The organism is Cobetia sp. BL01 (genome assembly GCF_056493605.1).
In genome coordinates this window covers 336,168-356,834 of record NZ_JBVBEE010000003.1, presented here as the reverse complement: position 1 = coordinate 356,834, position 20,667 = coordinate 336,168, and the positions used below count along the sequence as shown (strand labels likewise).

17 protein-coding genes are annotated in these 20,667 nt (G+C 63.0%); 8 read left to right on the top strand and 9 right to left on the bottom strand.

The window, feature by feature from the left end; translation table 11 throughout:
• Window positions 1–81: 81 nt before the first annotated feature.
• From ACZYGA_RS07850 to ACZYGA_RS07835, 4 genes are all read left to right on the top strand, one after another.
• Window positions 82–2,532: an FdhF/YdeP family oxidoreductase gene (locus ACZYGA_RS07850; RefSeq protein ID WP_479398750.1), complete on the top strand. Its 2,451-nt coding sequence runs from the start codon at window positions 82–84 to the stop codon at window positions 2,530–2,532.
• Window positions 2,533–3,079: 547 nt separating this feature from the next.
• Complete coding sequence (codB, locus tag ACZYGA_RS07845) at window positions 3,080–4,381, top strand: cytosine permease (protein ID WP_404625661.1); 1,302 nt, start codon at window positions 3,080–3,082, stop codon at window positions 4,379–4,381.
• Window positions 4,382–4,489: 108 nt separating this feature from the next.
• Window positions 4,490–4,828, top strand: coding sequence for a type II toxin-antitoxin system RelE/ParE family toxin (locus tag ACZYGA_RS07840; RefSeq protein WP_404625659.1), 339 nt, complete (start codon window positions 4,490–4,492; stop codon window positions 4,826–4,828).
• Window positions 4,829–4,842: 14 nt separating this feature from the next.
• Window positions 4,843–5,172 (top strand): HigA family addiction module antitoxin, encoded by a 330-nt coding sequence (locus ACZYGA_RS07835; RefSeq protein WP_404625657.1) that lies wholly within the window; start codon window positions 4,843–4,845, stop codon window positions 5,170–5,172.
• Window positions 5,173–5,296: 124 nt separating this feature from the next.
• On the opposite strand, the gene ACZYGA_RS07830 is transcribed toward ACZYGA_RS07835, so the two are convergent.
• From ACZYGA_RS07830 to ACZYGA_RS07815, 4 genes are all read right to left on the bottom strand, one after another.
• Complete coding sequence (locus ACZYGA_RS07830; RefSeq protein ID WP_404625655.1) at window positions 5,297–6,277, bottom strand: DMT family transporter; 981 nt, start codon at window positions 6,275–6,277, stop codon at window positions 5,297–5,299.
• A 214-nt stretch (window positions 6,278–6,491) separates the two neighbouring features.
• On the bottom strand, window positions 6,492–7,712 hold the full coding sequence (locus tag ACZYGA_RS07825) for a DMT family transporter (protein WP_404625654.1): 1,221 nt from the start codon (window positions 7,710–7,712) through the stop codon (window positions 6,492–6,494).
• Between the two features lie 176 nt (window positions 7,713–7,888).
• Window positions 7,889–8,620, bottom strand: a complete 732-nt coding sequence (locus ACZYGA_RS07820) for a helix-turn-helix domain-containing protein (protein WP_191237056.1) — start codon at window positions 8,618–8,620, stop codon at window positions 7,889–7,891.
• 74 nt (window positions 8,621–8,694) lie between these two features.
• A complete protein-coding gene (locus ACZYGA_RS07815) occupies window positions 8,695–9,237 on the bottom strand; it encodes a carboxypeptidase regulatory-like domain-containing protein (RefSeq protein WP_271302535.1) in 543 nt (180 codons plus the stop codon).
• A 319-nt stretch (window positions 9,238–9,556) separates the two neighbouring features.
• Between ACZYGA_RS07815 and ACZYGA_RS07810 the strand changes: the two genes are divergently transcribed.
• The 4 genes from ACZYGA_RS07810 (at window position 9,557) to ACZYGA_RS07795 (ending at window position 14,267) form a co-directional block, all read left to right on the top strand.
• On the top strand, window positions 9,557–10,141 hold the full coding sequence (locus ACZYGA_RS07810; RefSeq protein WP_077376136.1) for a sugar dehydrogenase complex small subunit: 585 nt from the start codon (window positions 9,557–9,559) through the stop codon (window positions 10,139–10,141).
• A gap of 109 nt (window positions 10,142–10,250) precedes the next feature.
• Window positions 10,251–11,864, top strand: coding sequence for a GMC family oxidoreductase (locus ACZYGA_RS07805; RefSeq protein WP_077376139.1), 1,614 nt, complete (start codon window positions 10,251–10,253; stop codon window positions 11,862–11,864).
• Between the two features lie 2 nt (window positions 11,865–11,866).
• Window positions 11,867–13,408, top strand: a complete 1,542-nt coding sequence (locus ACZYGA_RS07800) for a c-type cytochrome (RefSeq protein ID WP_141391600.1) — start codon at window positions 11,867–11,869, stop codon at window positions 13,406–13,408.
• 319 nt (window positions 13,409–13,727) lie between these two features.
• Window positions 13,728–14,267 carry a hypothetical protein gene (locus ACZYGA_RS07795; RefSeq protein ID WP_176503370.1) on the top strand — a complete coding sequence of 180 codons (540 nt, stop codon included), beginning with the start codon at window positions 13,728–13,730 and terminating at the stop codon, window positions 14,265–14,267.
• A 146-nt stretch (window positions 14,268–14,413) separates the two neighbouring features.
• On the opposite strand, the gene ACZYGA_RS07790 is transcribed toward ACZYGA_RS07795, so the two are convergent.
• From ACZYGA_RS07790 to rbsB, 5 genes are all read right to left on the bottom strand, one after another.
• Window positions 14,414–15,448: a hypothetical protein gene (locus tag ACZYGA_RS07790; RefSeq protein ID WP_404625651.1), complete on the bottom strand. Its 1,035-nt coding sequence runs from the start codon at window positions 15,446–15,448 to the stop codon at window positions 14,414–14,416.
• 248 nt (window positions 15,449–15,696) lie between these two features.
• On the bottom strand, window positions 15,697–16,902 hold the full coding sequence (locus ACZYGA_RS07785) for a dicarboxylate/amino acid:cation symporter (RefSeq protein WP_479398748.1): 1,206 nt from the start codon (window positions 16,900–16,902) through the stop codon (window positions 15,697–15,699).
• 227 nt (window positions 16,903–17,129) lie between these two features.
• A complete protein-coding gene (locus ACZYGA_RS07780; protein WP_404625647.1) occupies window positions 17,130–18,350 on the bottom strand; it encodes an MFS transporter in 1,221 nt (406 codons plus the stop codon).
• 138 nt (window positions 18,351–18,488) lie between these two features.
• Complete coding sequence (locus ACZYGA_RS07775; RefSeq protein WP_404625645.1) at window positions 18,489–19,514, bottom strand: LacI family DNA-binding transcriptional regulator; 1,026 nt, start codon at window positions 19,512–19,514, stop codon at window positions 18,489–18,491.
• Between the two features lie 164 nt (window positions 19,515–19,678).
• Entirely contained in the window at window positions 19,679–20,572 is an 894-nt protein-coding gene (rbsB, locus tag ACZYGA_RS07770; protein WP_084208618.1) for a ribose ABC transporter substrate-binding protein RbsB, read from the bottom strand.
• Between the last annotated feature and the right edge of the window lie 95 nt (window positions 20,573–20,667).

Here is a 20,667-nt window from a genome sequence, read left to right as displayed (position 1 = left end):
AGCAAGAGATGAGGTATCGCTCATATCTCGCCTGCTACTTTCTCTTTCTTGATCGAGCACGCACCGCGCAGGAGTTCTGACATGTCACACGACGCGCCCACGTCCCGGCCCGCCTCTTCCAGCACCTTCGGCCAAAAGGGTTCCCATGCGCCTGACCTTTCCCGCGAGCTTTCCGGCAGCCAGCTTGATCGTCCGCCGGGCGGCGGCTGGCCATCACTCAAGGCAGTGGAGACCTTCCTCTGGCAGGAGCACCTGCCGATCGCCGGTCATGTCAGCCTGATGAAGATGAACAAGCCGGATGGCTTCATCTGTCCGAGCTGCGCCTGGCCGAATGGTGACAAGCCCAATGGGGCCAATTTCTGCGAGAACGGTGCCAAGGCGCTGGCGTGGGAGGCGACGCGTGAACGCGTCAGCGATGAACTCTTCGCTCAGAACACCGTGAGCCAGCTTCGCGAGTGGACGGATCATCATCTGGAGAAGGAAGGGCGCCTGACGCACCCGCTGCGCTACAACGCCGAGCAGGACCGTTACGAGGTGACCAGCTGGGAGGCGGCCTACGCCGAGATCGGTGAGCGTCTCAAACAGTATGACGACCCGAACCAGGTCGAGTTCTATACCTCGGGGCGCACCTCCAACGAGGCGGCCTTCCTGTTCTCGCTGTTCGGGCGCATGTACGGCACCAACAACTTCCCCGACTGCTCGAACATGTGTCACGAGACCACCTCCCGGGCACTGCCGGAGTCCATCGGCATCGGCAAGGCCACGGTGAATCTCGAGGACTTCAAGCAGGCCGATGCCATCTTCATCTTCGGTCAGAACAGCGGTACCAACAGTCCCCGCATGTTGGGCGATCTCCACGAGGCGCGTGGCCGTGGTGCCGAGGTGGTGAGCTTCAATCCTCTGCGCGAGCGGGCGCTGGTGAGCTTTGCCGACCCGCAATCGCCCGGGGACATGCTGAGCGGCAAGGGCGTCGAGATCAGCACCCAGTACCATCAACTGCGCATCGGCGGTGACCTCGCTGCCGTGCAGGCGATGTGCAAGTACGTGATCGAGGCCGACGATGCGCTGCGTGAGCGCAATCCTCATGCGGTGGGGCTGCTGGATCATGACTTCATCGCCCAGCACACCCACGGCTTCGAGGCCTTCGCCGATCACTGCCGCAAGCTTGACTGGCAGGATCTGGTCGAGATGTCCGGCCTGTCACGGGAGTCACTGGAGCAGGCGGCGCAGACCTATCTTGAGGCCGAGCGCGTGATCTGTTGCTGGGGCATGGGCATCACTCAGCATGCGCGGGGTGGCGATACCATCCAGCAGATCGTCAATCTGCTGTTGTTGCGCGGCAATATCGGCAAGCCGGGCGCCGGGCCTTGTCCGGTGCGCGGCCATTCCAACGTGCAGGGCGATCGCACCGTCGGTATCGAGAACCTGCCCAACGGCGCGATGCTGGATGCCTTTGATCGCGTCTTCGACATCCAGTGCCCACGGGACAATGGCCATGATGTCGCCGAATGCTGTGAAGCGATTCTGCGCGGTGAGACACGGGCCTTCATCGGCATGGGCGGCAACTTCTTCCGCGCGATTCCGGACCAGAAGCGCATCGTGGAGAAGGTGCACGAGCTGGACATGACGGTGCATATCGCCACCAAGCTCAATCGCAGTCATCTGCATCCCGGAAAGCACGGCTGGGTATTGCCGACGCTGGGTCATAGCGAGCGGGATCTGCAGGCCGGCGCCGATGGCAAGGGCGCGGAGCAGACCACCAGTGTCGAGGACGGCATGTGCAACGTTTCGCCCTCGCGCGGCGTGATGGCGCCGGCGGATGCCAGCCTGCACTCCGAGATCGCCATCACCTGTCAGCTGGCCAAGGCCACTCTGCCGGCGCATCCCACTCTGGACTGGGACTGGTTGCAGGCGGATTACGCGCGCATTCGCGACCGTATCGAACAGGTCTTCCCGCAGATCTTCCCGGATTACAATGCTCGCCTGGCGCAGGGTGGCTTCCACATCCGCATCGCACCGCGTGAGCGTATCTGGCACACCGACTCCGGGCGCGCCAACTTCCTGTTCCCCGGGGGACTTGGCACCGATGAACAGGGCCTCGACAAGGTCACCCACGAGACGCTGGACATGGACAGTACCTTCCTGCTCAGCACCATGCGGGGCCATGACCAGTTCAACACCACCGTCTATTCCAATGATGACCGCTATCGGGACGTCTACGGGACGCGCATGGTGGTGATGATCAGCCCGCAGGATCTGGCAACGCTCGGCCTGTCCGAGGGCCAGCGCGTGCGTATGGAAACCGTGAGTGAGGATGGTGTCGAGCGCAGCATGGCCGGCTTCAAGCTCAAGGCCTACGATATCCCGAGCGGCTGTCTGGCAGCGTATTACCCGGAAACCAATGACCTGATTCCGCTGGATCACCGTGATGCGCGCAGCAATACGCCGGCCTCGAAATCGGTGCCTGTCAGATTGCGTCTGATGGACAGCGAAGAGGTCAATGCCAGTGAAGGAGTGCTGGCAAGCGCTTGAGGCGCATCTGACCGGGAATGTCTGAAAAAAATTTGCATCCTGCACTCGGCGTCAGGTTATGGCGTGGAGGAAGGACAATGCGATCAACGCCACGCGCTGCACTGAAAGAGTGCGCCGCGTGGCGTTTTTATGGATCACTGCCATATTGAGGGCATCTTACGGGGATCTTGCGCCATCACCGGCCAAGTGACGCAAGCGATACGTCAGAGAGGGCATTGCTGCGCCAATGGCTGCCTCACACCCCCTCCAGCGCGGGATCCTGACGCCAAGGACAAGTTATGGTGCCGGGCAGTCCGCGGACAGGTACGCGGGCATCTCAAGGACTGGCGCGTTTCTTGCGTGGTGGTAGGGTGGCGACCGCCAGTCCCGCTCATCCGCACTTCGCCAGCGGTTGGCAGGCTCTCATCGACCGACGCGCTGCCCGTCGAGCGCAGCGTTCCATGAGAGCGACCTGCCAAGTGGCGAGAGAGCATGGCACCTTACTCCGGCTGACACGGCCTCACACGAAGAGACTCGGCGCGATGCACGAGTCCGAGGGATACCCCGCATGGCAGATGACCGCTCATCAACTTCACAGACCTCACCGCTGGCTTCGGCCGCAGGCAATGACTATCCCTTGAGCGAAGTCCCCGCTTCGGCACGACGTGGGCTGCTCTCCACTTCAATGGTGCTGCTCGGCTTCACCTTCTTCACCGCCACCATGTGGGCCGGTGGGTCACTGGGCGCGGCCTTCGAACTCAATGAGCTGATGTGGATTATCGTGATCGGCAATCTGCTGCTGGGGAGCTATGCGGCGGCGCTGGCCTACATCGCCTGCAAGAGCGGCCTCAACTCGGTGTTGATGGGCCGCCTGTGCTTTGGCGAGAAGGGCAGCCGTCTGTCGGACTTCGTGCTCGGCTTCACCCAGATCGGCTGGTACGCCTGGGGCACCGCGACCATCGCCATCGTGCTGGTCAAGACACTCGGCTTGCCGGAATGGCTGACCACGCCGCTGATGGTCATCTTCGGTTTCGCCTTCTGCCTGACGGCGATGATCGGCTATCGCGGGCTCGACATGCTCTCGCGGGTTGCCGTGCCGGCCATGCTGCTGTTCATTCTGTTCAGTCTCTATACCGGCATGGTCGATGTCGGGGGCATGGCGGGGCTCGCGGCCCTGACGCCCACGGATTCCATGAGCTGGACGGCCGCCATCACGGCGGTGATCGGTACCTTCATCAGTGGCGGCACCCAGGCGACCAACTGGAGTCGCTTCGCACGCTCGCCGAAGATCGCCGTGATCGCCACGCTGGCGGCTTTCTTCGTCGGCAATGGCCTGATGGTGCTGGCCGGTGCGCTCGGCGCGATGATCTATCAGCAGGCTGATATCGTCGATGTGATGATTGCCCAGGGGCTGGTCAGCCTCGCGGTGCTGATGCTGTTTCTTAATATCTGGACCACCCAGGACAACACCATCTACAACTTCGCCATCGCCGGCTGCAACCTGCTGCGCACGCCGCATCGTCAGCGCGTCACCCTGGGCGGCGCGGCCATCGGCACGGTGCTGGCGGTACTCGGCATGTATGAGTGGTTGATCCCGTTCCTGATTCTGCTCGGCACCTTCATTCCGCCGATCGGCGGCGTGATCATGGCCAACTTCTTGCTCGGCCACAAAGGCCAGTATCCGCGTCTCGCCGAGATGCCCAAGGTGGATTACCACTGGCCGGGCCTTGCCGCCTACGCCATCGCCTGCCTGTGTGCCTGGAGCTCCCCCTTCATGCCGCCGGTCGTGGGTGTCGTGGTCGCCTTCGTCGTCTACGGCGGGCTGATCAAGCTTGCCAAGGTCGAACTGGCCGACAAGACGGCGGCATGAGTGACTGATCGCCTGATGTGAAGGGCAGAGGAATACGAAACGCCCAACGAGTCCTGGACTCGTTGGGCGTTTTTCATGGGGAGAGAAACGTCAGGGTAGAGTCACTTGATGCACAACATGGTTGTGCATAGAATGGTGGAAAAAGGTGCTGCCATGGCGGTGGAATTCAGGGATGTGTGGCTCGAGAGCTTCTACGAGCAAGATGTTGGCCACCGCAAGATACCTGCGGCGCTCTCAAGTTCGCTTTATCGCAAGTTGCAGATTCTCGATGCCGCAAGCCAGAAGTCTGATTTGAGGATTCCGCCAGGCAATCGTTTCGAGCATCTGCAGGGCAATCTCGCAGGTTATTGCTCGATTCGCGTCAACAAGCAGTATCGACTCATCTTTCGATGGGAGGCAGGGATTGCCCATCAAACATATCTAGACCCGCATGCTGACAAGGGCTAGAGGAGGTAGCAGCGATGAGAAACACCCAGCGGTGCCCACTGACGGTAGGCGAGATGTTGACGGCAGAGTTTCTGGAGCCGATGGAGATCGACATCCGCACACTGGCCGAGGCGATGGGAGTGCACAGAAATACCCTGAGCCGTATCGTTCATGACAAGGGGACCTTGACGGCCCCGATGGCCATCAAGCTGGCGGCTGCGCTAGGCAATACGCCGGAGTTCTGGCTCAACATCCAGCATGCTGTGGAGCTCTGGGATGTGCGTCATCGTGCCTACGCGCAGGATGCCAAGGGCGTACGTCGCATAACGCCGCAAGTTGATGCCGCCGAGCTTACCTCGCATTGACGTCGCGCTCTTCACGGCGAGTGATCGAGACGGCGTAATCCCGTGAGTACATGCCCAGTAACACAGAAAGCCCCAGCCTGAGGATCAGGCTGGGGCTTTCTGTTGTTCAGGCTCCAGGCATTCTTCAGATCGTTTTCGGCCTCACTTGAATCACCAGGCACACGGCAATCAGTACCATGCCGAGCCAGCCGAGCGGGGCGATATGCTCGCCGACGATGGTGACGGCGAGCAGCGCAGCCACGAGGGGCTCGAACAGCGTGAGCAGGGTGGCCTTGCTGGCGGCGATGGTCTTGAGGCCGTAGCCGAAGGCGAGATAGCCGAGGAACATCGGTACCAGTGCCATGTAGAGTGCTACGCCTGCGTTGCCGGCAGTGGCGAACAGGCGCGGGTCTGCCACCAGCATGCTGAGGCCCAGGCCTGCGATCAGCGCGATGCCGGCGACGCCAAACAGGCTGCCCATGGCCGCGCGAGCGTGGATACCACCTTCCATCATGCGCCGTGCGATCAGCGAGTAGGCGGCGTAGGTCACCCCGGCGATGATGCCCAGCGCGATACCTGCCAGGCGCGCCAGTTCATCAGTGAAGGCAAGGCGACCGTCAGCACTCTGCCCCGCGGCGAGGGGCGTCGGCATGCCCTGATGGCCCGTTTCGCCCAATGCCATCATCACCACCCCGGCGATGCCGAGCGCGAGGCTGAGATACCAGCTCGGCGTGAGTCGATGGTGACCGAACAGGCGCTCCAGTATCGCGGCCGCCAGAGGTGCCGTGGCGATGGTGATCACCGTGCCGATGGCAACGCCGGCCAGGTGCATCGAGGAGTAGAAGGCCAGCGGGTAGATGACGACATATACGGCGCCGAGCAATACCCGGCACTTCTGCGCCATCAAAAGGCCCAGGCAGCCCAAGATATTGGGCCGTGCGATCACTGCCTGAAGCAGGCCACCGACGCCCATGGCGAAGGCACCGGTCGCCAGCGGACTGACATCCTGATTGAAGTGGGCCGCCGTGCCGGTGGTACCCCACAGCAGCGCCGCAAACAGCACCGCCAGGCTGCCCAGCACTCCCGACTTCGAGGGTTGGGAGGTCAGAGGAGAGATCGTTGTCATCCAGGCATTCCTTTGGCGTGAGAGGTGCGCTCTTTCTCGTCGGCTCGCCATGCATGCCGCGAGCACGCAGAGTGTGCTGAAACCACTTTCTGTCATGATCACGACAACGCGGCGAGTCAATGCGGTCTGCGCCCCGTCGTCAGCTCAGTGCAACCGGCTCAGTGAGGCCAGTTCAGTGAGGTCAGTTCAGTGAGGTCAGTTCAGTGAGATCCGTTCAACGTGGTGTCCTGTCGCCGGACTCCACTGCCGCATGGGACCAGCCGTGCTGGCTCTCTGTGGGGTAGTCGAGCATTGCGACGCTTTCGCAGGCGTACTCCTGCCCGCTATCGCTGCCAGCCCAAAGGACCGTCGCCAGGTCAGTCTCCAGATCAGAAGCCCGCTCTGCCTCAAGGTCAGGGCGTCGTGATGCGTGGGAGGACCTTGCCCATGCGGTGGGCGCTGGCTGCGGACTGGCCGTCGGGGCCCTGGGGGCGCGGGAGCGAAGCTGCAGCATCAGGCAGGTCATGATTAACAGCATGCCAACCGCCCCCATCATGGTGAACTGCTCGCCGACCACCACGACCGCCAGAACGCCTGCCACCAGCGGCTCGAACATGGTCAGCATGGTGACGCGACTGATGGGCACGCTGGCCAGCCCACGCCCGAAGACCAGACTGGCCAGCAGCATGGGAATCAGCGCCATGTAGATGGCGACACTGGCATTCACCGGCGTGGCGAACAGGCGCGGGTCGTGGATGAGGCTGGCGGCTCCGAGGCCGAGCAGCAGCAGCACACCGGCGGTGCCGAACAGGCAGCCCATCGCCGCACGCCCGTGGGTGCCTTGCAACATCATGCGTCTGGCGAGCAGCGAATAGGTGGCGTAGCTTGCGCCGGCCACGATCCCCAGGGCGATGCCGATGAGCTTGCGCTCATCCATGAGCATCGCCCCCTCACCACGCGATTCCAGCAGTGGCGTGGCCTCAGGCAACGCGGTCTCGCCTATGGCCATCAGCGCGACGCCGATCATTCCCAGCGTCAGCGCGGCATACCAGCTGGCAGTGACCTTCTTGCGGTCCAGCAGATATTCCAGTGCGGCGGCCGCCAAGGGGGCCGTGGCGATGGTGATGACGGTCCCCATCGCGACACCGGTGTATTCCATGGCCGAGTAGAAGGCCAGGGGATAGCAGATGATGAACAGAGCGCCCCAGGCCACTAGATGTTTCTGTGCGAGCAGCTTGTGTGCCTCGGCGCGAAGGTGGCGGCGTGACAGGATGGCCTGGAGTACGCCGCCCACCCCCATGGCGAAGGCGCCAGTGGCCAGCGGGCTCACACCCTGGTTGAAGTGGGCGGCCGTGCCGGTGGTTCCCCACAGGCAGGCAGCCAGCAGTACGCACAGGTTGCCGGTCTGACCTTGGAGCAGCGGGGAGAGCGAAGCGTTCGCGATGCGGTGTTGCATGGTTGATGGCTCGCAATGAAAGGTGATTCGGTGACCACGAGATTACGCTTCATTGCGAATCGATATTGTGCTGAAACTACGCTTCGTTCTGCTGGAGACAGCCAAGTGAGCCAGCAGGCGTCTGAAACGCCGTGACAAGGGCGGGAGAGGTGCTGAAGAAGGTCAGGGGAAGACGCTCAGCTGGAGATGGTCAGGCTGGAGTACTGGCGAGTCATCTCGCGCGGCGTCATGCCGAAATGGTGAGAGAAGCGTCGCGTGAAGGCCGACAGGTTCTGATAGCCCACTGCCTCGGCGACCTGCTGGACACTGAGGTCGGAATGGATCAATTGCGCACGGGCGCGCTCCATGCGCCGGGCTGTCAGGTACTGCTTGACGCTGACGCCCAGGTTGTCACGAAAGATCTTGTGGAACTGGGTAGGACTCAGATGCGCCAGGGCCGCCAGTGATGCCACGTCATGCGGATGATCCAGCTGCTCGTTCATGACATCCAGCACTCTGAGCAGACGCCGATCGACACGCTTGTCGCAGGTCTGCCGCTCCAGCAAGCCCAGAAACAGCTCGATGGCCAGACGGTCGATCCGCGCATCGACCTTGCCCTGCAGCTGGGCTTCGAGAAACAGCAGATAGTTCATCAGCAGGGTGCTGATGGAGAACACCACGCGCCGAGTGGCGGCGAGATTGTCGGGCAGGTAGTCCAGGTCCGCGACGATGAAGCGTGCCGCGTCATGGGCCTGGAACTGATGGGTCTCGCCCGAGCGGATGATCACGCATTCGCCGGTGACCACGGTTCCGGTGTAGCCGCCGACCTGGATGTCGAGATGGCCCCGGATCGGCAGCACCAGCTGCGGATACTGGTGATCATGCACATCGGCGCGTGGCGTGTAGGAACGTAACGAGAGTGCCGTCATGGTGTCGTGGTCATTCGTCGATCATCCCTCAGGGTGGCAGGCCCGGGGCTCGCGGGAGTCTGGGCTCAGCACGCTCAGCGGCTCAGTTCGATGTTGCGTGTCTGACCACGCCCGACCTGTACCTGGCTCAGGATGAGCGGGCTGCGGGTGCCATCGGGCAGTTTGATGACGCCGGCGACATAGAAGGTGCCGGCGGGCAGGCCGGTGGCATTGAAGTAGCCATTGCTGTCGGTGCGCACGATATGGGTATAGGCCTGGGCACGCGGGTCGGCGCGCTCTGCCGTCTTGCCGGCCAGCGCCAGTTCCGCGGCTTCCGCGGAGTAGGTGGTGACCGGCGCGATCGAGATGCCTGCCCGGTTGGCATGGATCGTCTGACCCTGCCAGTCATAGGACATGCGGCCCTTGATGACCGAGGTTCCCGTCTTGTCGAGCTTGGCGTACTCCGCCTCCGGGAAGGCCACTGTCCGCTTGACGCGCTGATCGCCGTCCTCGGAGGCAGTGGTGCTGCCGAAGTCCGGAAGGGAAATGCTGTCGGCGATACGGGACGCGCTCTCGCAACCTGCCAGCAAAGTGGTGGTGAGAATCAACGCGAGAGGGGTACGCAGGGTGCGAAGCATGATGGCCATCCTTGGAATGACGAAGGGATCAAGCCCACATCCTACTGTGCCGCGAGATGACTGAAAACGTCAGCCGCCGCGAAAGACGTAAGCCACGCTCCCGGGGCGAGGGATGGGGCCTGCCGCGTTCGCTCGGGTTGCATCGAGCGCGATGACAGGGTTGCGCAAGTGCGAACGCACGATTCATTAGTCTTTCGTCTATGAGGGGGTGCCAATTGTTACCATTAACCCAATGTTAATGTTTCCCGCTTGACCTGCTGCTGGACTGCCAGCGTGCTCGAGTGTGCGTATCTGTTCCCATGATTGCCCGGAGAGCCCCATGACGACTTCGCCAGAGACCGATGCCTTGCCTGATTCGACTCATGACATCGCACGCGTCGATGCTTCACGGCGTCGCCTGCTCAAGCGTGGTCTGCTCGGGGTCGGTGCCGCGACACTGACCAGCCTGCCATTGTCGGCGCTGGCGCAAACGGTCACCAGCAGTGCCCGGGAGACGGATGAGGATGGCGCCTTTGCCGCCTTCATGTCCCTCTCGGCATGGCTCTTGAGTGACAGAGTCCTCAATGAGCGCCTCGGGCAGCGGTTCTTCGAGGCACTGGCGCGCACGCCCGTCGATGGCGTGCCGGGCCTTGGCACGCTGGTGGACCTGAGAGATCGTCTCCTGGCCCTGGGGGAGCAGCGTGAATATCTGCGCGAGGATGACGTGAGCGAAGCCGAGATGGCGCTGGTGCGCCGCGTGCTGCAGGCCTGGATGCTGGGGACGGTGGGGCAATCTGCCACCGACCCGCAGGCCGAGGTGATCGCCTTTGAACATGCCGGCATGTATGCAGGCCCCCGCGATGTCCAGGTCGTGCGGACCTATTGCCCGAATCGTCCCGGTTTCTGGGCCGAGCGTCCTGCCTGAACCCACTCGTTCATCTGCCAGCATCGCCATGAGAGCGGGCGGCAACGAATGCCCTGACGACATCGCAGTCCCGCTGCGGTGACGCAAAGCACCTTGAGGAGAACCCCGCATGGCTGAGGAAGCTCGTACGTATGACGCTGACGTGATCGTGGTGGGCTCCGGCGTTGCCGGTGCCCTGATCGCGCATCGTCTGGCCGAAGCCGGCAAGGCGGTCATCATGCTGGAAGCCGGCCCGCGCCTGGAGCGCTGGCAGATCGTGGAGCGCTTTCGCAATCAGGCCGACAAGATGGACTTCATGGGGCCGTATCCCGCCAGCAAGGCGGCACCGCATCCCATGCTGCACGGCGACAATGCCGACTATCTCGTCCAGAAGGGTGAGCAGCCCTATGACGCGCAGTATATCCGCGCCGTCGGCGGTACCACCTGGCATTGGGCGGCCTCGGCCTGGCGCTTCCTGCCCAGCGATTTCCGTCTCAAGAGCGAATATGGAGTAGGTCTCGACTGGCCGATCGCCTATGAGGACCTGGAAGACTACTACTTCCGGGCCGAGGTGGCGCTGGGTGTCTGGGGGCCGAATGATGTCGATCTCGGCAGCCCGCGCAGCGCCGAGTATCCGATGGCGCCTCTGCCGCTGTCGTGGAACGAACGGCGGGTCAGCGAGCGCATCAATCCCCACGGTTTTGACATGGTCACCGAGCCGGTGGCGCGCAACAGCCGCCCCTACGATGACCGCCCGACCTGCTGCGGCAACAACAACTGCATGCCGATCTGCCCGATCGGGGCGATGTACTCCGGCATCATCCACGTCGAGAAGGCGGAGCGCGCCGGTGCCCGACTGATCGACAATGCCATCGTCCATCATCTGGAAAGCGATGCCAGCGGCAAGATCCGCGAAGTGCGCTATCTCGACCCGCAAGGCAAGCAGCATCGACTGAGCGCACCCAAGGTGGTGCTGGCGGCCAATGGCATCGAGACGCCCAAGCTGATGCAGATGTCGGTGAATGCGCATACCCCCGACGGTGTGGGCAATCAGAACGACATGGTCGGCCGGCATCTGATGGATCACCCGGGTACCGGTGTGAGCTTTCTGGCTGATGAGGCACTGTGGGCCGGCCGTGGCCCCCAGGAGATGACGTCCATCATCACCTGGCGTGACGGGGATTTTCGCCGTGAATTCGCCTCCAAGAAGCTGCACCTTTCCAACATCGCCCGGACTCAGCAGATGACCACCGAGGTGCTGGCGGAGACTCCCCTGAGGCTGGGCGCGGACCTGCAGGCGCAGATCGACAATCGTGCCAGCCGTTATGTGCAGTTCGACAGCTTCCATGAGCTGCTGCCCGAGCCAGCCAATCGCATCACGCCGTCAAAAAAACGTGACGCACTTGGTCTGCCGCGCCCGGAATTCCGTTATGCTATCGATGATTACGTCAAGCGCAGCGCCGTGCATACGCGGGAGCAATATGCACGCATCGCCAAGCTGATGGGAGGCACGGACATCGCGTTCCGTGATGAGTTCTCCAACAACCAGCATATCTGCGGTACGACCCTGATGGGAGATGACCCGACGCAATCCGTGGTGGACCGCGATTGCCGAGTGCATGGCCACGACAATCTGTTCGTCGCCAGCTCCGGCAGCATGCCGACAGTCGGCTCGGTCAACTGCACTCTGACGATTGCCGCCTTGTCTCTTCGTATTGCCGATCTGCTCGAACAGGAAATATAAGCATGGTCCCGCACGCCCGTACTGCTGGCATTCGTGATGCCATTGATGAGAATGCCCGAGGTGCCCGCCTCACGGCCCGTCCCGCGCGTCTGGCCCGTGCAATTCGTCTTGCTGCCATTGCCGGTTCCAGTGCGCTGTTGCTCAGCGCCTGTGGCAGTGGTGAAGATGAGCACGCCAGGCAGGTGGAGGCCGACAAGGCCGCCACCAATGATCCGGCGTTGATCGAGAAGGGCCTGTACATGGCACGCGCCAGTGATTGCGCTGCCTGTCATAGTACGCAAGATGGTGATGAGTACGCCGGCGGCCTCGGTTTCGAGACGCCGGTCGGCAAGATCTTCGCCACCAACATCACCCCGGACACCGAACACGGCATCGGCAACTACACCCTCGAGGAGTACACCCGTGTACTGCGCGAAGGTGAGGCGGCCGATGGCCACAATCTCTATCCGGCGATGCCGTTCCCGTCCTATGCACGTCTGACCGATGACGACATCAAGTCACTCTATGCCTGGAACATGCATGATGTGACGCCGAGCGCCACGCCGAACCGTGAGAGCGAGATTCCGTTCCCGCTCAACATGCGTTGGCCGATGGCGCTGTGGGAAGAGATCTTCTCGCCGCTGGAGCCCTGGCAGGATGACCCCGAGAAGAGCGCCGACTGGAACCGTGGCGCCTATCTCGTCCAGGGGCCGGGACACTGTGGCAGCTGCCACACCGAGCGTGGCATCGCCTTCCAGGAGAAGGCGCTGACAGGCGATGAGGACGGCTATCTCGGTGGTGCGATGATCGAAGGCTGGCGCGCCTTCAACCTGACGCCGGACATGCAGGATGGTCTGGGCAGCTGGAGTGAGCAGGATATCCAGACCTACCTCGCCACCGGCAATCTCAAGGGCAAGGCGCAGGCCGGCGGCCCGATGGCGGATGTCGTCACGCACTCCATGCGTCACATGAGCGAAGATGATCTGCGTGCCATTGCCGTCTATCTGAAGTCCATCCCGGCCGTGAATGGCAAGGGTGAGCAGGGCGAGGCGATCAATGATGGCGATCGCCAGGCGGAAGCCGAGCAGGCCAGCGAGCCTCAGGTCGCCACGCGGTTCAATCAGGGGGCACCGGCTGACGATGTCCTGTTGCTGCGCGGTCAGCCACTCGACAAGCGCCCGGATGATGAAGCGCTGATCGGCCAGCTGACGGATGCCACCCCGGGTGTGCGCCTGTATCTGGGCCACTGTGCCATGTGTCACGGGGCGGATGGCGCCGGCACCCAGGATGGTTACTACCCGTCGCTGTTCCACAACAGCGTGACCGGCAGTGTCTATCCGGACAACCTGGCGCAGGCGATTCTCAATGGCGTGCAGCGCGAGAACAATGGTCACAGCGTCTTCATGCCGGCCTTTGATGACAACCTGACCGACGACGAGCTGATCAACCTGATGGACTACCTGGAGAATCGCTTCGGGGAAGGTCACCAGAGTGCCTCTCTCGCGGCGCCTGATGCGCGTCGCCAGCAGTTGGCGGACAAGCTGGAAGAATGGCGCAAGCACTGAGGCGCCCTTGATCGTCCCCTCTTGCGTGAATGTGAACATGAATGTGAATGTGAACGTGAGAAGGGGGCAGGAATTGCCTGGCCAGTCGTCGAAGCATGCGTGAAGACCGCCACGACGACTAGCCGATAGGCTCACCCGGCGCCAGAGACAACCAGTGCTGGCGCTATGGTGAGGATGGGGTAAAATTGCGCCAGGTAGGACACCGACATCACATTCATCCCGCTCGGTTGCGCTCAAATGCAGCACAAACTGAAGAACTGCGGTAGAATGTGCGCCCAGACTTTAGCTCTTTATCAATTATTCGAGGCAACATAGCAGTATGACCGACGCTACTCTTGACGATCAGCTTGCATCCCTGTTTCAGGAGCAGGACACCAAGCAGGACCAGAACGCCCGCATCAAGGAGCTGGAGCGTCAGCTGCGTGAAGCCAGCAAGGAAGCCGACAAGCTCCGCAATGCCCGTGACAAGGCAAAGAAGGAAGTCGAGGACCTGCGTGCTCGCAACGAGCGTCTGAGCGAGAAGGCTGCAGCCTCTGACAAGCACCGCAAGCAGGTCGAACACGAGTTCAACCAGAAGCTGGTGCAGTACAAGGCGCGTCTGGCCCGTGAACAGGCCATCGCCCAGTCCCGCATGATGCCGATGGCAGCCGCTGAAGAGCAGGCGGAGTCCGAGGACACCGCAGACGCGGCTACCCTGGAAGACCTGGGTCTGAACGCTGCGGCTATCCGCGCGCTGACCGAAGCCGGCTACGATGACGTCGCCAAGGTCCGCAAGGCCCACGCTGACGGCGTGATCGCTGAGGTCAAGGGTATCGGTCCCAAGGCTCAGTCCCAGATCGCGGAAGCGCTGGACGCCTGATCGTCGCTGATGAATGAAAAAACCCGCCAATTGGCGGGTTTTTTTGTCTCTGGCTGACGCGCCTGGCGTTTGACGGTCCGAGGCGGCCTGAGGGGCAAGACAGCCTGGGATCAAGACGGCTCACGACTGTCTCTCATGACCGTCACTCACGGCTGGAGTTCGGGCCAGGTGACATTGGCCTGCTGCTCGCCCAGCCAGTCATTGAGCGCCTGACGCATGTCACTGACGGCAAGCGCATTGCCATTCAGCGCATGTACCACCTGGGGCAGGCTTGGCGCTTCACCGGCCTGGGCCGGCCACTCCTGCTTGAGCATGAAGGCCGCCTTCGTCGGGTCTTCCTGATGCAGGGTGCGTTGTGCCGCGGCGTGGGCCTGGCCCAGCTGTTGAAGCTCGGCATCGAGAGCGTCATCGGCGATGTCGGCGCGGCTGACCAGCAGCATGCGCGGGAGATCCAGCATGTTGGCGCGCGGCAGCCAGTCCTTGGAGAGCGGGTGCAGGGCCACCAGGCGGGAGGCGTCATCGCCACCCAGGAAGGCGGCATGCATCTTGCGACTGTTGATCAGCGCCTTGGGCGCATCGCCGGCGTACTCATCACCTTCCAGCGCTTCCAGCGAGCGCGGGCTCACCAGCTGCATGCTGGAACCGACCTTGACCTCGATCCACTGCTTGAGCGCCAGATGCGAGCGCGCATCACTGTCGCTGATCACCACCCGCACTGCACGCGTGGTGTCATTCAGGAAGCGGATCAGCATTTCCTGCGGCTCGAACAGCTTGGTATAGCGGATCAGCTCATCGCGTGCGACCAGGCTGACATCATCCAGGTCCGCGCCATCCAGTACCCGCAGCGGCACGCCGCTCTCGGCCAGTGCCTTGAGGTTCCAGGGCGTCAGGTAGGCGGCGTCCAGCGTGCCATCACGCAGCCCCTTCATCACCTCATCCGCACTGGCGTATTGCGTCAGGGTCAGCGGCTCGCGCAGTGAGTCCTCGAGGGTACCTTCGGCTTCCAGCACGACGGCAGGGCTGGCGCTGACACCGGCGTCGGCAGGCATGCCGATCTCCAGGGCGCTGGCCTCCTGTGCCAGCATCAAGCTGCCACCGGCGAGGCACCAGGCCGCCAGTGTGCGTCGCAGGGGCAGGCGTTGGGCACGCGGGGGGAGGGGGAAAGAGTCAAGCAGGGACATCTGGCACTCCGGCAACGGTAACAGAGAGGCGGTAACTCACCGCCATGACAGCGCTCACGCGTGGGCGCTCATGGTAGCCGTTCACGGGCATGGTGTCAGGCGCGGCGCGGCGTCATGCCTCACCTTGAGCATGTGGAAGCCTTGCACACGAAAATGCCCCGCCACTCGAGAAGTGGCGGGGCATTTTCGTGTGCAGCGGTTGTCCCGAACGCCCTGGAAATCAGTCCGTGACGCTCGGGTGGCCTGCTTCAGGAGCGTGAACGCGCGGCCTGCTCATCAAGCGCTCGGGCATCGCTGTCCGCGACCACGCCATCGCGGCGGGCGAAGTGGTCGACCCACAGCGCGATCACGCCGTCGCCGGTGACATTGGTGGCGGTGCCGAAGCTGTCCTGTGCCAGATACAGCGCGATCATCAGGCCAAGTTCCGCCTCGCCGAAGCCGAGCATGCTGCCCAGCACGCCCAGTGCGGCCATCACGGCGCCGCCCGGCGCACCGGGCGCGGCGATCATGGTCAGGCCCAGCATGATCAGGAAGGGGACGACTTCGCCGAGACTGGCGATGGCCAGGTCATGGCTCATCATCATCACGGCGGTAGCGCAGGTCACGATGGTGATGGTGGAGCCTGACAGATGGATGGTGGCACACAGCGGCACGCTGAAATCCGCCACTTCATCGCTGACCCCGTTGGCCTTGGTCTGACGCAGGCTGACCGGAATGGTCGCGGCGGAGGACATGGTGCCCAGTGCCGTCAGATAGGCGGGCAGCATGTTGCGCAGGAGTCCCAGCGGCGAGCGACGCTGGACGAGCCCGGTGATCAGATAGGCCGTGCTCAACCAGATCCAGTGCATCACGATGGCCAGCACCAGCACCTTCCAGAAGGTATCCAGTGTCGACAGCGCCTTGCCCTCATAGGCCATCTCGGCAAAGGTACCGGCGATGAACAGCGGCAGCAGCGGGATGATGACGCTGTTGAGGAACACGTCGACCACTTCACGTGATTCAAATACCGCGCTTTTCAGGGTCGGAAGCTCCCGACGACTGATGACGACACCGAAGACGAAGGCCAGTACCAGCGCCGTCATCACCGGCAACGCGGCCGGAATCTCGAGATCGAGGAAGGGGGTCAGTGCGTCGCGGCCTTCGGCCACGGGCGCCATGCCGGACAGCATGCCCGACAGCAGATTGCTGGCGACCAGGAAGGCGAAGATGCCAGCGAGAATGGTAGAGCCATAGGCCATGCCGACGGTGCGTCCGAGCATGGCGCCTGAATTCTTCGGCAGAGAGGCGATGCCACTCATCACGTAGAACAGGATGATCAGCGGGATGGTGAAGTTGATCAGCTGGCCGATGATGACCTTGGCGGTCAGCGCCGCGCGGACCACGATATCCGGGGCCATCAGACCGATCAGAAGACCGGCGATGATGCCGAGGACAAGTTTGACGATGAGCTTCATGTGGATCTCGAGAGTTTGACGGGTTCTTGCCCTGAGTACAGGCCGTGAATCGCGTACCATCTCGCTGGTCGGCGGACTGCAGGTCGTCGCAGTCAGGCCACGCACCGAAATGGCGCGCAGAGTGTACCTGAATCGACTACCTGAATCATGGCGTCATTTGCCGCAGTCCGTGAGTGATGGCGGCATTCGCTGTCGTCGGGGCCCACGGACCCCCTTGAGAGGGACGTTCAGGCCTTGTGGGAGGGTGCCGCTGGCCGGCGCTGTCTGAGCAGGTGATGCCCGAGCGCCAGCGCCCCGAGCGTCAGCCCGAACACTGCCATGCCCTGCCAGCCGAAGAGGCTCATCATCTTGACCCCGACGGCCGAGCCCAGGCCGGCACCGGTGTAATAGCACAGCATGTAGACGGCATTCATGCAGCTCTGCGCCTCGGGGTCGATGGAGAAGACGCGTACCTGATTGGGGATCTGGGCGGCGAAGACCCCGAGATCCAGCAGGATGATGCCGATGACCAGCCCCGACAGGCTGTCGCCCCAGAGGCCGAGTACCGCGAAGGCGGCCACCACCATCGTGAGCGCGAGGCTGATCAAGGGGCCTGCGCCGACACGATTGACCAGACGTCCCGACGCCTTGGCTCCGATGATCCCCGCCAGTCCGATGATGCCGAACAGTCCGGCTTGCTGAACGCTGTAATCAAAGGGCGTGTCGGTGACATGAAGTGCCAGTGTCGCCCACATGGCGTTGAAGGCCGCGAACCACAGTGCGCCGGTGAGCGCGGATTCGCGCTGCAGCGCATGGCGTTTCAGCAGCGTGAACATCGAGGCGATGAGCCTGGGATAGGCCATCTGCACCGCAGGGGCGCGACTCGGCAGCTGACGATACAGTGACACGCCGATGATGATGGCGAGGATGGCGGCGACCAGAAAGACGCTGCGCCAGCCCCAGTACTCGGCGATGCTGCCGCTCAGGGTGCGCGAGAGCAGGATGCCGATGGTCAGCCCCGTCATCAGCGTGCCGATCACCTTGCCGCGCCTCTGCGGTGTGGAGAGTGACGCGGCAAGCGGGATCAGCTGCTGGGTGATGTTGGCACCCAGACCGACCACGAAACTCGCCACCAGCAATGGCCAGAGACTCGGGGCAAGAAAGACGCCCAGCGAGGCCACGGCCAAGGTGATGGACAGATTGCGGATCAACAGGCGTCTGTCCATGGTGTCGCCCAGCGGCGAGATCAGCAGGATCGCCACGGCATAACCGAACTGCGTGGCCGAGGGAATCATGCCGATGGTGCCCTGACTGACGCCGAGTGAGGCTGCCATGTCGGCCAGCAGCGGCTGGTTGTAATACAGGTTGGCTGCCGTGGCGGCCACGGCAATCGCCATCAGCAACAGCAGGCTGCGACTGATGGGGGAGGACTCGGGGGTCTCCGTGGTCGTCTCGTCTTGATGGCTCACCGAAAGGCTCCTCTTGCGCATTGTGCTGATGTGCGGATCTGACGCGCTGATCTGGCGTCGATCAAGGTGGCCTACGGTATGTCGCCATCACCTATAAGAGAAATGTTGATAATGGATATCTTTGATGCCGAGCTGTTATCAGCGCGAGCCTGATGAGGTCCGGTCTACCCTCGAGACGCTCTCGCGCACGACCAGCGTGGGGGCCAGCTGGGTCTGTCCCGGGAAGGGGGAACCCTCCAGGCGGGCGATGAGCTGTTCCACTGCCGTGGTGCCGAGGTCATAGATCGGCTGGCGGATGGTGGTGAGTGCCGGGTTGAGGTAGGCGCTGATCTCGATGTCGTCGTAGCCGATGATCGACAGCTCGCGTGGGACCTCGAGGCCAAGATCCTGTGCGGCGCGCAGACAGCCCAGCGCCAGCAGGTCATTGAAGGCGAAGATGGCGTCCGGTCGATCCCCGGGGTCCGCCAGCAGCAGGTGAGCGGCGCGATGGCCATCTTCCAGCATCAGGTCGGTGGCGACCTGCCAGTCCTCCGGTACGCCCAGGCCGGCGGCCTTGAGCGCCCCGAGTGCTCCGCACAGGCGCTCCCGCGAGCGGGCGTGATCGCGTGGGCCGGTCAACAGCGCGATGCGCTCGAGTCCGCGGGATATCAGATGCTCGATGGCAAGCCTGCCCCCCAGGCGCGAGTCATCATTGACCACCGTCATGTCCCAGCCCGGCTGAGGGTCGGCGTCCATCATCACTGTCGGCAGTGGCAGGGCGCTGAGAGCCTGCAGAAAGCCCTCGCCGTTCTCGGCGGTCATCACCACCAGCCCATCGATGCGGCGATCGCGCAGTGTCTCGAGATAGCTGAGCTGCTTGGCATCGATGTCATCGCTGTTGCACAGGATCAGGCTGTAGCCTGCCTGATAGCAGCGGTCCTCGACTCCACGGATCACCTCGGCGAAGAACGGGTTGTGCGCGCTGGTGACGATCATCCCCAGCGTGCGGCTGCGATTGGATTTCAGCGCACGTGCCACGCTGTCCGGCCGATAGCCGAGTGCCGCGATGGCCTCGCGCACCCGCGCTTCGGTGTCCCTGGCGACGGGCCGAGTGGCGTTCACCACATGTGAGACGGTGGTGACGGAAACGCCTGCCCGTGCCGCCACATCCTTGAGTCGAATCACGCTGCCTGTCCCCTGTCCCTGGTGGAATGATGCGTCTGTTCTGACGCCTGTCGTCACGTCTGTCGATGTGAATGTCGTGGCGTGTTGGTGGCGCCGGTGGAGAGCGGTGACGAAGACGCCGGCACGAGGCCGGCGTCTTGGTGTCACGTCTCGCGGGCTCGCGCTTACTCGGTGATCAGCTTGAGCGGCACGTCGGTGGTCTTGTCGACGTCCTCGCCCTTGAGCAGCTTGTCGGCGACTTCCACGCCGAGACTGCCGATCAGTGACGGTTGCTGCGCGATGGTCGCGTCCATCTTGCCGGCCTGAACCGCCTTGATGCCTTCATCGGTGCCGTCGAAACCGACCAGCAGGATGTCCTTGCCGGCCGCCTGCAGCGCGCGCTGTGCGCCGAGGGCCATTTCATCGTTCTGCGCGAAGACGGCATTTACCTCAGGATGCGCCTGGAGCAGATTCTCCATCACGTTGAGGCCCTGGGTGCGATTGAAGTTGGCCGGCTGGCTGGCGATCAGGCTGATGTCCGAGTGACCCTCGATGGCCTTGAGGAAGCCTTCCCCACGGTCACGTGTCGCGGAGGCACCGGCCACGCCCTCAAGCTGGACGACCTTGCCTTCTCCGCCGAGTTTCTCGGCGATGAAGCTGCCGGCCAGTTCGCCACCCGCGACGTTGTCGGAGGCCACGTGGGCGGCGATCCGGCCGCCGTTGGCGCTACGATCCAGCGTCACCACCGGCACGTTGCGCGCATTGGCGGTACGCACGCTGGAGACGACGGCGTCGGAGTCGGTCGGGTTGACCAGCAGCAGGTCCACGCCACGTGACAGGGCGTCTTCCACGTTGGACAGCTCACGTGCGGCGTCGTTGCTGGAATCCAGCACGATCAGCTCATGGCCGAGCTCCGCCGCCTTGTCCTTGGCACCCTGCTGCAGGCTGACGAAGAACGGGTTGTTGAGTGTGGACACGACCAGCGCGATCTTGTCCGCCATGGCGGATTGCACCGGCATCATGCTCAGACCGGCGGCGGTGATGGCGGTGGTCAGCGAGGAAACGAGCAGTTTTTTCATGGCGTGGTTCCTTTCATTGTTGTCGACGCCATCGTCTGGCGTCTTCGTTGTCGGCGACCCTGGCGATTCATGACCCCGTGGTTGGCGCACGGGAT

Bases quoted from the DNA above. Each gene is read 5' to 3' on its own strand.
- ACZYGA_RS07850 (WP_479398750.1), top strand. From the start codon at position 82: ATGTCACACGACGCGCCCACGTCCCGGCCCGCCTCTTCCAGCACCTTC.
- codB (WP_404625661.1), top strand. From the start codon at position 3,080: ATGGCAGATGACCGCTCATCAACTTCACAGACCTCACCGCTGGCTTCG.
- ACZYGA_RS07840 (WP_404625659.1), top strand. From the start codon at position 4,490: ATGCACAACATGGTTGTGCATAGAATGGTGGAAAAAGGTGCTGCCATG.
- ACZYGA_RS07835 (WP_404625657.1), top strand. From the start codon at position 4,843: ATGAGAAACACCCAGCGGTGCCCACTGACGGTAGGCGAGATGTTGACG.
- ACZYGA_RS07830 (WP_404625655.1), bottom strand. From the start codon at position 6,277: ATGACAACGATCTCTCCTCTGACCTCCCAACCCTCGAAGTCGGGAGTG.
- ACZYGA_RS07825 (WP_404625654.1), bottom strand. From the start codon at position 7,712: ATGCAACACCGCATCGCGAACGCTTCGCTCTCCCCGCTGCTCCAAGGT.
- ACZYGA_RS07820 (WP_191237056.1), bottom strand. From the start codon at position 8,620: ATGACGGCACTCTCGTTACGTTCCTACACGCCACGCGCCGATGTGCAT.
- ACZYGA_RS07815 (WP_271302535.1), bottom strand. From the start codon at position 9,237: ATGCTTCGCACCCTGCGTACCCCTCTCGCGTTGATTCTCACCACCACT.
- ACZYGA_RS07810 (WP_077376136.1), top strand. From the start codon at position 9,557: ATGACGACTTCGCCAGAGACCGATGCCTTGCCTGATTCGACTCATGAC.
- ACZYGA_RS07805 (WP_077376139.1), top strand. From the start codon at position 10,251: ATGGCTGAGGAAGCTCGTACGTATGACGCTGACGTGATCGTGGTGGGC.
- ACZYGA_RS07800 (WP_141391600.1), top strand. From the start codon at position 11,867: ATGGTCCCGCACGCCCGTACTGCTGGCATTCGTGATGCCATTGATGAG.
- ACZYGA_RS07795 (WP_176503370.1), top strand. From the start codon at position 13,728: ATGACCGACGCTACTCTTGACGATCAGCTTGCATCCCTGTTTCAGGAG.
- ACZYGA_RS07790 (WP_404625651.1), bottom strand. From the start codon at position 15,448: ATGTCCCTGCTTGACTCTTTCCCCCTCCCCCCGCGTGCCCAACGCCTG.
- ACZYGA_RS07785 (WP_479398748.1), bottom strand. From the start codon at position 16,902: ATGAAGCTCATCGTCAAACTTGTCCTCGGCATCATCGCCGGTCTTCTG.
- rbsB (WP_084208618.1), bottom strand. From the start codon at position 20,572: ATGAAAAAACTGCTCGTTTCCTCGCTGACCACCGCCATCACCGCCGCC.